This is a genomic window from Streptomyces sp. NPDC027185, from assembly GCF_055567035.1.
This window is the reverse complement of sequence record NZ_JBVHRF010000002.1, coordinates 176913-191436: the sequence shown is the minus strand read 5'-3', so window position 1 is coordinate 191436 and position 14524 is coordinate 176913. Positions and strand designations below refer to the sequence as shown.

The window sequence follows — 14524 nt, the reverse complement described above, 5'->3', positions numbered from 1 at the left end:
ACCGAGAGGAACGACCGTGCCGCACCCCTCCGCCTGGTCCCGCCGCGCCTTCCTCACCGCCACCGCCGCCTCAGCGGCCGCCCTCGGCGCCGCCACCCCCGCCGCACCGGCCCCGGTACCCGCCGGCCCCGTCGACGTCTTCGCCGCCCTGTCCCGCCGCTGGGCGGAGCTGATCCTCGGCACCGGCTACGACCCGGCCGCCGAGCCGTACGCCCGCGCGCTGCGGGAGACCGGTGAGCTGGCCGGACGGTTCGCCGCCGCCATGCGGCCCGCCGCCACCTCCCTCTGGCCCGACCAGCCCTTCGACCCGCCCGCCGGGATCACCCGCAGCTACACCCGGCTGCACACCATGGCCGAGGCGTACGCCCAGCCCGCCACCGGGCTCACCGGGGACGCCGCCCTCGCAGCCGCCGTCCTGACCGGCCTCGACCACCTCGAAGCCGCCGTCTACCACGCCGGGGCCGACCGCTACGGCAACTGGTGGGAGTGGCAGATCGGCAGTCCCCAGCACCTCCTCGACACCCTCGCGATCCTCGACACCCACCTGCCCGGCGGCCCGCTCCCCGACGGCGCGCGTGCCCGCCACCTCGCCGCCGTCGACCACTTCGTCCCGGACGCGATGCTCGGTCCGTACACCGGCACCAGTACCGGCGCCAACCGCGTCGACCTCTGCCGCGTCGTCGCCCTCCGCGGCGTCCTCGGCCGCGCCCCCGCCAAGATCGCCCTCGCCCGCGACGCCCTCTCCCCGGTCTTCCCCTACGTCACCCACGGCGACGGGCTCCACGCCGACGGCTCCTTCCTCCAGCACACCGCCGTCGCCTACTCCGGCACCTACGGCTCCGTCCTCCTCGACGGCATCGGACGGCTCTTCGCCCTGCTCGGCGGCACCGCGTGGGAGGTCACCGACCCGGCCCGCCACACCGTCCTGGCCAGCGTCACCCACGCCTACGCACCGCTGCTCCACGACGGACTGATGATGGACATGGTCAGCGGACGGGCCGTCAGCCGCGGCGCGCTGCTCACCGACGACCGGCGCGTCCCGCGCAGCGACCACTACCACGGGCACGCCCTCCTCGCCGCCGTCACCCTCCTCGCCGAGAGCGCGTCACCGGCCGACCGCGACCGCTGGCACGCCCTGGTCAAGGGCCACATCGTCCGCGACCGCGTGCTGGCCGTCCGCACCGACCGCCAGTACTCCGTCGCCGACCTCGCCCGCCTCGCCGCCGTCGCCGACGGACCCGCCGCGCCCGCCCCCGAACCGTCCGGCCACCGCCTCTTCCCCGCCATGGACCGCGCCGTCCACCGCCGCCCCGGCTGGACCGCCGGACTCGCCATGGCCTCCGACCGCATCGCCCACTACGAGAACGGCAACGGCGAGAACCCGCACGGCTGGCACACCGGCGCCGGGATGCTCTCCTGGTGGGCCGGGGAGAGCGGCGGCGCGCAGTACACCGACGCCTACTGGCCCACCGTCGACCCCTACCGGCTGCCCGGCACCACCGTCTCCACCAAGCGCCTCGCCGACAACGAGGGCGGCGCCTTCGGCAGGCCCCGCCCCGACGTCCGCTGGGTCGGCGGCACCACCGACGGCACCTACGCCGCCGTCGGCCAGCACCTGCGCGGCCTCGGCGTAACCCTCACCGCCCGCAAGTCGTGGTTCTTCCTCGACGACACCGTCGTCTGCCTCGGCGCCGGTATCACCGCCCGCGACGGCGCCCGCGTCGAGACGGTCGTCGACAACCGCGCCCTCGGCGCCGCACCCCGCGCCCCGCTCACCGTCGACGGCCGCCCGCAGCCCACCGGACCCGGCACCGCCCGCGCCTTCCCCGCCGCCCGCTGGGCCCACCTCGCCGGACACGGCGGCTACGTCTTCCCCGGCGGCGCCGCGCTGCACACCCTCCGCGAGGACCGCACCGGCTCCTGGCACGACATCAACACCGGCTCCGACCCCGCCCCGCTCACCCGCGCCTACCTGACCCTCTGGCACGACCACGGCACCGACCCGGACGGCGCCCGCTACCTGTACCTGCTGATGCCCGGCGCCCCGCTCCGCGCCGTCGCCGCCCGCGCCGCCGACCCCCGGTGGCTCACCGTCCTCGCCCACACCGCCGGCCGGCAGGCCGTCACCGTCCCCTCCCTCGGTCTGACCGCCGCGAACTTCTTCTCGCCCGGCACCGCCGGACCGCTCACCGCCGACGGCCCGGTCAGCCTCCTGATCCGCCGCACCGGGCCGCGCACCGCCACCCTGCACGCCGCCGCGCCCGAACGGACGGGCGCCCCGGTGGAGATCGTCTGGGCCCGGCCGGCCGCCGCCGTGCCGTACCACGACCCCGGCTTCGAGGTGCTCGCCACCGGCCGCGCCTTGCGCCTGCGGCTCACCCCGGGCACCCTCTGCGCCACCCACGCGGCCACCGTCACACTGCGCTGACCGGCGCGGACACCGCCTGACGGCCCTGCCGCACCCGCCCGCGGATTTGTCGGCCCCATACAGCACACGGCCCGCACTCCACCCGAACGGAGCAGCGGGCCGACCTCACGTACAGGAGGCTTCTGTACTGCTTGCCCACCAAATCGCATCCGACGTTGTACGAAACTGACATCGGCGCCCGGGGCCTCGCCCACGTACCGTCGATGCATGACCACTGTCGAAGAGGTGCCCGCGGGCGCGACCGACGCCCGCGGGCGCGTCGCCGAGTTGCACGCGATCCGCGAGCAGGCGTACCGAGGCCCCAGCGAGCGGGCGACCGAGGCCCAGCGGGCGAAGGGCAAGCTGACCGCACGCGAGCGGATCGAGCTGCTGCTCGACGAGGGTTCGTTCAACGAGGTGGAGCCGCTGCGCCGGCACCGGGCGACCGGTTTCGGCCTGGAGGCGAAGAAGCCCTACACCGATGGTGTGATCACCGGCTGGGGCACGGTCCACGGCCGGACGGTCTTCGTCTACGCCCACGACTTCAGGATCTTCGGCGGTGCCCTCGGCGAGGCGCACGCCACCAAGATCCACAAGATCATGGACATGGCGATCCAGGCGGGCGCGCCGCTGGTCTCGCTGAACGACGGTGCCGGCGCCCGTATCCAGGAGGGCGTCTCCGCGCTCGCCGGCTACGGCGGCATCTTCCAGCGCAACACCAAGGCCTCCGGCGTCATCCCGCAGATCTCCGTGATGCTCGGCCCCTGCGCGGGCGGCGCGGCCTACAGCCCGGCGCTGACCGACTTCGTCTTCATGGTCCGCGACACCTCGCAGATGTTCATCACCGGCCCGGACGTCGTCCGCGCGGTGACCGGCGAGGAGATCACCCAGAACGGTCTGGGCGGCGCCGACGTCCACGCCGAGACCTCCGGTGTGGCGCACTTCGCCTACGACGACGAGACCACCTGCCTCGAAGAGGTCCGCTACCTCCTCTCGCTGCTCCCGGCCAACAACCGCGAGAACCCGCCGGCCGTCGAGTGCGAGGACCCCGCCGACCGCAGCGGCGACGCCCTCCTCGACCTGGTCCCCGCGGACGGCAACCGCCCGTACGACATGCGCAAGGTCATCGAGGAGATCGTCGACGACGGCGAGTACCTGGAGATCCACGAGCGCTGGGCCACCAACATCATCTGCGCGCTGGCCCGGCTCGACGGCCGCGTCGTCGGCCTCGTCGCCAACCAGCCGCAGTCGCTCGCCGGCGTCCTCGACATCGAGGCGTCCGAGAAGGCCGCCCGCTTCGTGCAGCTCTGCGACGCCTTCAACATCCCGATCGTCACGCTGCTGGACGTCCCCGGCTTCCTGCCCGGCGTCGACCAGGAGCACGGCGGCATCATCCGCCACGGCGCCAAGCTGCTCTACGCGTACTGCAACGCCACCGTGCCGCGCATCTCGATCGTGCTGCGCAAGGCGTACGGCGGCGCGTACATCGTCATGGACTCGCAGTCCATCGGCGCGGACCTCACCTACGCCTGGCCGACCAACGAGATCGCCGTCATGGGCGCGGAGGGCGCCGCCGGCGTCATCTTCCGCCGCCAGATCGCCGACGCCGAGGACCCCGAGGCGATGCGCGCGCGGATGGTCAAGGAGTACAAGTCCGAGCTGATGCACCCCTACTACGCCGCCGAGCGCGGTCTGGTGGACGACGTCATCGACCCGGCCGAGACGCGCCACACCCTCATCCGCTCGCTGGAGATGCTGCGCACCAAGCACGCGGACCTGCCCGCCCGCAAGCACGGCAACCCGCCGCAGTAGCCGCACCCCGGCCCACCGGCGCCCCCCCCCGCACGCAGACGACGAAGACCCCGCAGACAACGAAGATCACGGAGACGAAGAGATGAACGCCGCAGCCCCGGCCGATGCGATCCGCGTGGAGAAGGGCGAGGCCAGCGAGGAGGAGCTGGCGGCCCTGACCGCGGTCCTCCTGGCCCGCGCCGCCCACCGGCCCGCCGCCCCGGCCCGCCCCCGCGCCACCGCCGCGCGCTGGCGCCGCCTGGAGCGCCAGTACGGCTTCCACGGCGCCACCAGCTGGCAGCGCTGACACCTCGCGCACACGCCTCGGGCCCCGCACCGTCCACCGGTGCGGGGCCCGAGGCGTATCCGGAAGGGCTCAGGCGCGCACCGGCTCCGGCGCGGTGTCCGGACCGGCCGCGGCTCGGGCCGCCCCCTTCTCCTCCTCCGGCGTCTTCAGATACAGCGTCAGCAGCGCCGAGACGACGTACAGCGCGGCGAAGATGATGACGACGCCGGACGGGCCCAGCGGCTCCAGGAAGATGCTCACGATCGCCGGACCGACGAACGCCGCGCCGCCCGCACCGAGGTTGAGCAGCGCCATCGCCCCGCCCTTGTTGTCGGGGGCGAGAGCCGGGATCAGCGCCGAGATGGAGACGAACCCGGCGAGCGTCACGCCGTAGAGCATGCCGACGACGAGCGCGACGGTGTAGTTGCTGCCGACCGCCTTCGGGACGAAGTACAGCGCCAGCGTGGTGATCGCACAGCCGATGCCGCCGAACGACGCGATCGTCTTCCGCCAGCCGATCTTGTCGCCGATCACCCCGAAGAGCAGGTTGCAGAAGACGTTGGTGCCGTAGATGACGGCGAGCAGCGTCAGCCAGCGGCCCTCACCGAAGTGCAGTTCCTTGGCGAAGAACGTCGGCAGGAACACCAGGAAGCCGAACTCCGGCGCGGTGTTGATGATCCGCACCACACAGCCGACGGCGACCTTCGGGTGCGTCCAGGCGATGGAGAGGCTGGAGAGCAGCGACTGCACCGGCCGCACCTCCGGCGGCGCCAGCCGCGCGAACCCGGTGCGCTCGCGCACCCCCAGCAGACAGAACGCCCCGCCGACCGCGATGATCGCCAGCGCCACCCACAGCGTCCCCAGGTGCCCGAAGAGCGGGTTGGTGACGCCCGCGACGAGCGAACCGAGCGTCGGCAGACCGCCGGTGAAGGCGACGTAGAACCAGCCCACGGCGGTGCCCATCCGCGCCTTCGGGGCGGTCGCGGTGATCCAGACCAGGAATCCGAAGGCGAAGAGCGGGTAGCCGAAGCCCCGCAGACCGTAGAAGACGAGCATCAGCGGGTAGTTCTGCGGGCCGATCGCGAGGGTGAGGAAGAGGACGTCGAAGACGATCCACACCGCGAGGCCCAGCTGCATCACGCGCCGCGGCCCCCACAGGTCCGACAGCGCGCCGGAGAGCCAGGAGGCGAGCATGACGGTCACGCCGTACGCGGTGATCACGTAGGAGGCGTGCACCTCGGTCCCGGCGCCGTGGTCCGCCATGAACGGGGCGATGAAACCGGACTCGACGCCGTCGCCCACCATGAACAGCAGAACGCCGAGGTAGCCGAAGACCAGCGGCTTCGGGATGCCGATCCGGTCGAAAAGGGTGGGTGGTGCCATGTCACGCCTCCGTGGGGCGGTTGCCGCCGCGCGGCGGCCGGGTTTCGGGGCAAGGGGCCGGGTCGCTTCATCCGGCCGGGGCGCCGCCGGGCGGCGCGCACGATGCGAGCATCATCAATCCTGAGAACTTCACATGCAAGATGTGATGCAAGGGATTTTGGGCGGTCATTCTCACAACAGACCTGGTGATTTCCGGGGTGAGGGATGACGAGTCTGTGATGTAGGTGTTAAATCAAACAGGGACGAAACAAAGGAGTGTGCCCCTGATGACCACCACCCCCGCCGGCCCGGACCACCACGCCGAGACCTTCCGCGAGGACTGGCTGGAGGGTCTCGCCGACGCCTACGCCCGCACCGTCCGCCGGGTACCGGGCGCCTTCGGCGTCGTCGGACGGCACGCGCCCCGCCCCGGCAAGGTGGCCGTCGTCATCGGAGGCGGCTCCGGCCACTACCCGGCCTTCGCCGGACTCGTCGGCCCCGGACTCGCCGACGCCGCCGCCATCGGCGACGTCTTCGCCAGCCCCAGCGCCGAGCAGGTCTACCGCACCGCCCGCGCCGCCGACGGCGGCGCCGGCGTCCTGATGACCTACGGCAACTACGCCGGCGACGTGATGCACTTCGGCCTCGCCGCCCGCCGCCTCGCCGCCGAGGGCACCGATGTCCGCACCGTCCTCGTCACCGACGACGTCGCCAGCGGGCCGCCGCCCGTCGAGGGCCGGGAGATCGACCCCTCCCGCGACCGCCGCGGCGTCGCCGGTGACTTCTTCGTCTTCAAGATCGCCGGAGCCGCCGCCGACCGCGGCGACGACCTCGACACCGTCGCCCGCCTCGCCGCCCGCGCCAACGCGATGACCCGCACCTTCGGCGCCGCCTTCGCCGGCTGCACCCTGCCCGGCGCCGCGGAACCCCTCTTCACCGTCGCCCCCGGCACCACCGAACTCGGCATGGGCATCCACGGCGAGCCCGGACTGCGCACCACCCACGGCCTGAGCGCCGCCGAACTCGCCGACGCCCTCGTCGACAACCTCCTCGCCGACCTGCCCCGGCCCGCGGAGGCCACCGGCCGCGTCGCCGTCCTCCTCAACGGCCTCGGCAGCACCAAGTACGAGGAGATGTTCGTCGTCTACCGCCACGTCAACCGCCGTCTGCGGGCCGCCGGACTCCAGCCGTACCGCCCCGAGGTGGGCGAGTTCGTCACCTCCTTCGACATGGCCGGCGTCTCCCTCTCCCTGATGGTCCTCGACGACGAACTCACCGCCCTCTACGACGCCCCCTGCGACACCCCCGCCTTCCGCAGCCTGCCCGGCGTCCACACGCCCGCCGACGACGACCGGACGGACGGCACGGCGGCGACGGACACCGCGCGGGTCCCGGCCGCCCGGACCGCGTCCGGCCCGGCCACCGGGGACGCACCGGCCACCGGGGACGCACCGCACGCGGCCGATCTGCCCGTCCCCGCGCCGGACGCCCCCGACCTGCCCGCCACCGCCGCCCTCCAGGCCGCCCTCGACGCCGTCGCCGCCCAGGAGGACGAGTTGGGCCGTCTCGACGCCGTCGCCGGCGACGGCGACCACGGCATCGGCATCGTCCGCGGACTGCGCGCCGCCGTCGCCGCCGCCCGCGCCACCGAGACCGGCCCGGCCACCCCGCACACCGCCGGCGCCGCCCTGCTGAGCGCCGGACTCGCCCTCGCCGACGCGTCCGGCGGCGCCTCCGGCGCGCTCTACGGCGCCCTCCTCGCCGAAACCGGCGCCGTCCTGACCCGGGCGTCCGGGAACACCTGCACCACCGCGCTGTTCGCCGACGCCGCTGACGCCGCCCAGCGCGCCGTCACCGAACTCGGCGGCGCCCAGGTCGGCGAGAAGACCCTCCTCGACGCCCTCGACCCGTTCCGCCGCCACCTGCGCGACCACACCGCCGACGGCCCCGCCAAGTCCTGGCGCGCCGCCGCCGAGGCCGCCACCCGCGCCGCCGCCGCCACCGCCGGCCTCGTCCCCGCCCGCGGCCGAGCCGCCCGCATGGGCGACCTCGGCCACGGCCACCCCGACGCCGGCGCCACCTCCCTCGCCCTGCTCCTCACCGCCGTCGGCGAGACCCTGCGCGACTGACCACCCACCGGCGAAGGGCCTGGGGAGAACGTCTCTCCCCAGGCCCTTCGCCATGCGCCGTACGACCCGCCCCCCACCGTCAGGCGGACAGCTTCCCGGCGGCGTCCTCCGCCCCCGGCCAGATCAGCCACGCCTGCGTCTGCGCGGGCCGCCCGAACCACCGCACCGCACTCTCCGGCGACCGAAGACTGAAATACGTCCGCCCGGCAGCACTGACCACATCCGCCTCCCCGTCCTCGTACGCCAACCCCCACGCGGCGATACACCCGTCGAACTCCCCACCCCCGACGGGGTACTGCTGCACGACGGCGAACAGACGCGGCGCCAACTCGTTGGCCATAGCGGTGAGTTCGGGGTGGAGCGAGCCGACGGGCGGCAGTGCGTTCTCGCTGTGCTCGGGGGTGCTGTCCTGTGGCGATACGGTGGTCATGGAGTCCTCCAACTCAAGGAGTTCAGAAAGCCATTGGGGTGGCCCGGGTCACACCGTAGCGAAGTTCATGTAAATGTTGTCACTGATCGCGCGAGAAATTACCAAACCCTTCGTGTGGGTGACGGCGGGAAGAGGGAGGACCAGATGGCGTCGCGCAAGGCATCCGTCATGCGCCAACAGCGACTCGGGGTTGAGCTGCGCAAACTCCGGGAGCGGGCGGGGCTCTCCTCCACCGAGGCAGCGAAGCGTCTCGGTGGCACCCCGGCCCAGATCAGCAACATCGAAGCGGGCCGATACGCGGTGAGCGCCGACCGGGTACGCACGCTGGCAGCCAACTACAGCTGTGCCGACCAGGCATACGTCGACGCCCTCGCCGGGATGACCGGGCCTCGGCCGCGCGGTTGGTGGGAGGAGTACCGCGAGATCCTTCCCGCCGGGCTGGTGGATGTGGCAGAGCTTGAACACACGGCGACAGCGATGCGCGTGGCGGTCATGCTCCAGATGCCCGGTCTGTTGCAGACGGCGGAGTACGCACGCGCGATCTTCCGGGGGATCGTTCCGCGACTACCGGCCTACGAGGTGGAGCATCGCGTTTCGTTCCGCATCAGGAGACAGGCGGTTCTCTACGGCGATGAGCCGACCCCGCTCACGGTGATCATTCATGAGGCTGCGCTGCGGATGGGCATCGGCGGCCCCGAAATCACGCGAGCGCAGCTCGACTATCTGGTCGAGATGAGCGAGCACGATCACATCTCCGTTGTGGTGATCCCCTTCGGCGAGCCGGCTGCTCCCGTCTCCGGCCATCCCATCGTCTACGCTTCCGGACCGGTACCTCAGCTCGACACCGTGGAACTCGACACGGAATACGGGTGTGAATTCCTGGACGCTGAGGCGCAGTTGGAGAAGTACCGGACAGTGCTGGACCAGATGGAGTCCTGCGCGCTGAAGCCGGGCAAGTCGCGTGATTTGATCCGTCGGATCGCAAAGAACGTCTGAGAGGAACGCCATGCTCCCGCATGAGTGGCAGAAGTCTTCGTACAGCGGCGAGGGCGCCAACTGCCTTCATGTCTCTGCCCCCGACAGCGACACCATCAAGCTGTGCGAGAGCGACGACCCGGAGGTGGTCGTCACCACCACCCCCGCCAACCTCAAGGCGTTCATCCTCGGCGTGAAGGCGGGCGAGTTCGACCACTTCGTCGAGGACTGAAACGGCCACCGATACGGCGAAGGCCCCCGGGCACCTGGTACTTCAGGTGACCGGGGGCCTTTCCGTACGTCGGAAGAACCGCGCCGCCAGGCGCTACCGCAGCCGGGCCATGAGCGCGTGCTCCACGAGTGTGATGAGCGCGCTCTTCGCCTCGCTGCGGTGGCGGGCGTCGGTGGTGATGATCGGGGCGTCCGGGCCGATCTGGAGCGCCTCGCGGACCTCGTCCGGGGTGTACGGCTGGTGGCCGTCGAATCCGTTGAGGGCGATGACGAAGGGGAGTCCGGAGTTCTCGAAGTAGTCGACGGCGGGGAAGCAGTCGGCGAGGCGGCGGGTGTCGACGAGGACGACGGCGCCGATGGCGCCGCGTACGAGGTCGTCCCACATGAACCAGAAGCGGTCCTGTCCGGGGGTGCCGAAGAGGTAGAGGATCAGGTCCTGGTCCAGGGTGATGCGGCCGAAGTCCATCGCCACGGTCGTCGTCGTCTTGTCCGGCGCGTGCGTGAGATCGTCGATCCCCGCGGACGCTGAGGTCATGACGGCTTCGGTGCGCAGCGGGTTGATCTCTGAAACGGCCCCGACGAACGTGGTCTTACCCACGCCGAAGCCGCCCGCCACCACGATTTTCGCGGAGGTGGTGGAGCGGGCTGCACCGCTAGAGCTTGCGAAGTCCACTGAGCACCCTTTCGAGCAGTGTCACATCTGGCTGTCCGCCGGCGGTCTCGTCCCCGCCGGGCTGATGGATGGCGACGAGTCCGGCCTCCGCCAGGTCGGCGACGAGGATCCGGGCGACGCCGAGGGGGATGGAGAGAAGCGCGGAGATCTCGGCAACTGATTTGATCTCGCGGCAGAGGTGGCAGATGCGCTGGTGCTCCGGCAGCTGGCCCTGTAGCTGGGACGGGTCGGCCGTGGTGCTGACCAGCGCCTCGATGGCGAGCTGGTAGCGCGGCCTGGTCCGGCCCCCGGTCATGGCGTACGGACGCACCAACGGATTGTGCGCACCGCCCGCGGGCGCCTCGGGCGCCTGCGGGCGCACCGGCCGGATGTCCGGCGCCTGCGGCGGTTCGTACGCCGACGGCTCGTACGGCTGGGCGTCGTACGGGCCGGGCGGGGACTGCTGGGGCTGCTGCTGCCGCGGCGGTTGGGACCGCTGCGGCCGACGGCTCGGCGTGGACGGGAAGTTGAAGCGGTTCTGCGGGGTCTCGCCCTGGGCTCCGGACTGCTGTCCGGGACCGTACGGGTACCCACCGGGGGGCGTTGCCACGTCTCCTCCTCCAACTTGCCTGTCTGAACGCCGGTCGCGCCCTCGAACCCTAATGGGCCGGTGGCCAGAAACGCACTGCCTGTCTGCTAGTTGAGCAGGCTGCCTTGGAGTTCGGCGCGTAGGTCGGGGGTGAGGACGTTGCCTGCGCGGTCGACCAGGAGGGCCATTTCGTAGCCGACGAGGCCGATGTCGCATTCGGGGTGGGCGAGGACGGCGAGGGAGGAGCCGTCGGAGACGGACATGATGAAGAGGAAGCCGCGTTCCATCTCCACGACGGTTTGGTTGACGTTGCCGCCTTCGAAGATGCGGGAGGCGCCGGAGGTCAGCGAGGTGAGGCCGGAGGCCACTGCTGCCAGTTGGTCGGCTCGGTCCCGTGGGAAGCCTTCGGACATGGCGAGGAGGAGACCGTCCGCGGAGACCACGACCGTGTGGGAGACACCGGGGGTGTTGTCCACGAAGTTGGTGATCAACCAGTTCAGGTTCTGCGCCGCCTGGCTCATCGGGCTCACACTAACGCTCCTGATCGTAGGTGCTGCCGGGGCCGAAGCCCTGTTGGTCATTGTGGGGGTGATCCGAGCGGTCCGCCCCCGCGCTGCGGCCCTGCTGGACACCGCGGCGCAGATTGCTCAGCCTGCCGCGGATGTCCTCCGGGGCCCGGGAGACCTGGGGGCCACCCTGCGGGCTCTGCTCCGCCGAACCCTCGACCAAATTGGCCTTGGGCACCCGTCGCGGCAGACCGGACGAGGTGACCCCGCCAGCCTTGGGCTCACGCAGTCGCTCCGCCCGCTCCCACCGTTCGTCGTTGGAGCTGCGCCATTCGGAGCCGTCCAGGACCTGATCCGACGCCTCCCACCGCTGCGGGGGCACCGCCGACTCCCCGGGCTGGGCCCACTCCTGCTGGACAGGCTGCGCCTGCTCGGTGTGGCCTCCGCGGCGCGGAAGGCCGGCATCGGTCAGCGAGTGGGAGTCGCTCGGGGCCGGGCCCGGACGGTCGAATGGTACGCGCTCGGACGCCTGGGCGGGAGCGGCGGGTGTATTCCGGTCAGATTCCGCTTCGGCCCCGAAGTGCCCATCGTACGCGGCGGGTTCGAACCCACCGCCGCTGACCGGCGCTTCGGGAGCGGCGTACGGATGCTGGTCCGCGGGGTGCGGGTCGGGTACCGGCCGGAATGCTCCGGTGGCGGGCCCGCCGTCGTCGTACCGCGGTTGATCGGCTTCCGCATATGCCTGCTGCCCGGACTGCGCGGCGTATCCGGAGGCATCCGGCGCCACACCGCTCAACAAGGGGTCCACACCGGCCTGTTGGGCGCCGTGCGCCTCCTCCAGGGTCGCGCGGCGCTCCTCGCGCAGCAGTGAACGGCTCGCGCCGTCCGTACCGGCTTCCGCCGCGTGGGGGGTGGGGAACGCGGTGTCGCCGGTGGTCGGGGTGGCGGGACGCGGCGCGGGCGGCCGGCCGGGCGCGGTCCGGGGGACGGTGAAGTCCTCCTCGAACCGGCCGTTGCCGCCACCGCCATGGGTGATCGCGTCGGGCAGCATCACCAGCGAGGTGGTGCCCGCCTGCTCGCCCGAGGGACGGAGCTGGACACGGATACCGTGCCGCTCGGCGAGGCGGCCGACCACGAACAGGCCCATGCGCTGGGAGACCGCGGCGTCCACGCTCGGCGGGTTCGCCAGCTTGTGGTTGATGTCCGCGAAGTCCTCGGCGGTCAGCCCGATGCCCTTGTCGTGGATCTCGACCATGACGCGCCCGTCGGACATCCGGGTCGCCGAGACACGCACCTTGGTCTGCGGCGAGGAGAACGTCGTGGCGTTCTCCAGCAGCTCCGACAGCAGGTGGACGAGGTCGGTCACGGCCTGCCCGTGGATCTCGCTCTCCGCGACCCCGGACAGCTCGATGCGCTCGTACGACTCGACCTCGGAGGTCGCCGCGCGCAGCACGTCCACGAGGGGGACCGGCTGGTCCCAGCGACGGCCGGGCTCCTCGCCCGCGAGGATGAGGAGGTTCTCGCCGTTGCGCCGCATGCGGGTGGCGAGGTGGTCCATCCGGAACAGGTGCTCCAGCTGGTCCGGATCGGCCTCGTTGTTCTCCAGCTCGGTGATGAGCGTCAGCTGGCGCTCGATGAGGCCCTGGTTGCGGCGCGAGAGGTTGGTGAAGATCGCGTTGACGTTGCCGCGCAGCATCGCCTGCTCGGACGCGAGCCGCACCGCCTCGCGGTGCACCTGGTCGAAGGCGCGGGCGACCTCGCCGATCTCGTCCGTCGTCGCGATCGGGATCGGCTGCACCCGGGTGTCGACCCGGCCCGGCTCGGCGCGCGAGAGCTGATCGACGAGCATCGGCAGCTTCTGCTCGGCGACGGAGAACGCCGCGGTCCGCAGCGCCCGCATGTTGCGGCTCATCCGGCGCGCCATCAGACCGGCCACCAGGAAGGCGGCGATCAGGGCGGCCAGCACGACGGTGGCGTCGGTGATCGTGGTGCGCCTGGCGTCGGCGGAGATCTGCGCGGCCTCGGCGACGGCCTTGTCCGCGAGGTCCTTCTCGATGGACCGGTACATGTCGAAGCCGCCGGTCGCCGCCGTGAACCAGGCGTCGGGCGTGACACCCCGGCCCGCCAGTTCCTGCGGCGAGGCGCCGGAACCGATCGCGGTGGCCATGGCGTCCAGGGAGGGGGAGGCACGGAACGGCCGGCCGGCCGCCGCGGCCTCCCGCCGGGCCTTCGCGTTCTTCTCCTTGACGGACTTCTTGAGCGCGGCGGTGTCCGTCTTCAGCCGCGCGACGTCCTCGGGCGTACCGCCGGAGGTGTACTCGCCGATGGCGATGGTCTCCAGGTAGCGGTACGACGCGAAGGCGGTCAGCTGCCGCTTGTACGCGGAGCCGGTGGCCGGGTCGACGAGGAGGTGGACGCCGATCGAGCGCTCCAGCGACGCGGCGGCCTTGGCGAGCGAGAGGGCGTAGACGGTGCGGCCGTAGGAGGTGATGTTGCCGGTGCCCAGGCCCAGCTCGTTGGCGAACTCCATCAGCGGGTGCTGGATGGCGACGTACCCCTCTTCGGTACGTACGCCGGGCAGCGCCGAGGTGTACGCAGAGCCGCGCAGGGCGCCGAGGCCCTTCTCGGCGGTGGTGAACGCGTCGAGGCGGCGCCCCAGGCCCGGCTTGTCGGGCATCGACGCCGCGGCGGCGCGGAAGTCGGCACCGGCCCGGTCGGTGGCGGCGCGCGCCCCGTCGACGGCCGGATCGTCCTTCTTGCCGTTCAGGAGGGGTTCGGCGGTGCGGTCCCGCTCGTCGATGAGCGCGTTGCCGTAGGTGAGGGCGGCGCGGACGAGCTTCGCGGTGCTCTCGGCGTCCTGCGCCTCCTGCCAGGTGGCGAAGGAGGTGTTGACCCGCAGCCCGCCGAAGACCAGCGCGAGGAGGACGGGGATCAGCAGAATGGCGTTGAGGCGGGTCGCCACCCGCCAGTTACGGGGGGAGTAGGGCTTCCCACCGGAAACGGGCGGTGCGGGCGTGGTCTCGGGCGCCCCGGGAGCCGGACCGGTACCGCGCGACGGCGGGGTGAAGTTGCCCCGCCGGGCCTCCCGCGGCTCGGGGCTCGCCTTGCTTCGCCTCACTCGACCAACAACCTCTCGGCGCGGCACGTCGTGCTGTGCCGTTTCTTC

The 14524-nt window shown here is 72.1% G+C and carries 12 protein-coding genes; 6 read left to right on the top strand and 6 right to left on the bottom strand.

The window, feature by feature from the left end:
- The first annotated feature begins 16 nt into the window (after positions 1–16).
- The 3 genes from ACZ4M8_RS06120 (at position 17) to ACZ4M8_RS06110 (ending at position 4505) form a co-directional block, all read left to right on the top strand.
- Entirely contained in the window at positions 17–2428 is a 2412-nt protein-coding gene (locus tag ACZ4M8_RS06120; protein ID WP_467603737.1) for a polysaccharide lyase 8 family protein, read from the top strand.
- 207 nt (positions 2429–2635) lie between these two features.
- The gene (locus ACZ4M8_RS06115; RefSeq protein ID WP_450959676.1) at positions 2636–4219 is read left to right on the top strand and encodes an acyl-CoA carboxylase subunit beta; all 1584 of its coding nucleotides are present in this window, start codon (positions 2636–2638) and stop codon (positions 4217–4219) included.
- A gap of 82 nt (positions 4220–4301) precedes the next feature.
- Positions 4302–4505, top strand: a complete 204-nt coding sequence (locus ACZ4M8_RS06110; RefSeq protein WP_467603735.1) for an acyl-CoA carboxylase epsilon subunit — start codon at positions 4302–4304, stop codon at positions 4503–4505.
- 69 nt (positions 4506–4574) lie between these two features.
- Here ACZ4M8_RS06110 and ACZ4M8_RS06105 read toward each other — a convergent pair whose 3' ends face one another.
- Positions 4575–5867 (bottom strand): MFS transporter, encoded by a 1293-nt coding sequence (locus tag ACZ4M8_RS06105; protein WP_467603733.1) that lies wholly within the window; start codon positions 5865–5867, stop codon positions 4575–4577.
- Between the two features lie 266 nt (positions 5868–6133).
- Between ACZ4M8_RS06105 and ACZ4M8_RS06100 the strand changes: the two genes are divergently transcribed.
- Positions 6134–7975 (top strand): dihydroxyacetone kinase family protein, encoded by a 1842-nt coding sequence (locus ACZ4M8_RS06100; protein WP_467603731.1) that lies wholly within the window; start codon positions 6134–6136, stop codon positions 7973–7975.
- 79 nt (positions 7976–8054) lie between these two features.
- Here the strand turns inward: ACZ4M8_RS06100 and ACZ4M8_RS06095 are convergent, their stop codons facing one another.
- Positions 8055–8405: a hypothetical protein gene (locus tag ACZ4M8_RS06095; RefSeq protein ID WP_467603728.1), complete on the bottom strand. Its 351-nt coding sequence runs from the start codon at positions 8403–8405 to the stop codon at positions 8055–8057.
- Between the two features lie 144 nt (positions 8406–8549).
- On the opposite strand from ACZ4M8_RS06095, the gene ACZ4M8_RS06090 reads away from it, so the two are divergent.
- Positions 8550–9401, top strand: a complete 852-nt coding sequence (locus ACZ4M8_RS06090; protein WP_467603726.1) for a helix-turn-helix domain-containing protein — start codon at positions 8550–8552, stop codon at positions 9399–9401.
- Between the two features lie 10 nt (positions 9402–9411).
- Complete coding sequence (locus ACZ4M8_RS06085; protein ID WP_467603725.1) at positions 9412–9612, top strand: DUF397 domain-containing protein; 201 nt, start codon at positions 9412–9414, stop codon at positions 9610–9612.
- Between the two features lie 93 nt (positions 9613–9705).
- Here the strand turns inward: ACZ4M8_RS06085 and ACZ4M8_RS06080 are convergent, their stop codons facing one another.
- From ACZ4M8_RS06080 to ACZ4M8_RS06065, 4 genes are all read right to left on the bottom strand, one after another.
- Entirely contained in the window at positions 9706–10284 is a 579-nt protein-coding gene (locus ACZ4M8_RS06080; RefSeq protein ID WP_073447656.1) for a GTP-binding protein, read from the bottom strand.
- Positions 10265–10873: a DUF742 domain-containing protein gene (locus ACZ4M8_RS06075; RefSeq protein WP_467603723.1), complete on the bottom strand. Its 609-nt coding sequence runs from the start codon at positions 10871–10873 to the stop codon at positions 10265–10267. Before ACZ4M8_RS06075 ends, ACZ4M8_RS06080 begins: the two co-directional genes overlap by 20 nt.
- 86 nt (positions 10874–10959) lie before the next feature.
- Complete coding sequence (locus ACZ4M8_RS06070; RefSeq protein ID WP_359040930.1) at positions 10960–11373, bottom strand: roadblock/LC7 domain-containing protein; 414 nt, start codon at positions 11371–11373, stop codon at positions 10960–10962.
- Between the two features lie 10 nt (positions 11374–11383).
- Positions 11384–14476, bottom strand: a complete 3093-nt coding sequence (locus ACZ4M8_RS06065; RefSeq protein WP_467603721.1) for a sensor histidine kinase — start codon at positions 14474–14476, stop codon at positions 11384–11386.
- Between the last annotated feature and the right edge of the window lie 48 nt (positions 14477–14524).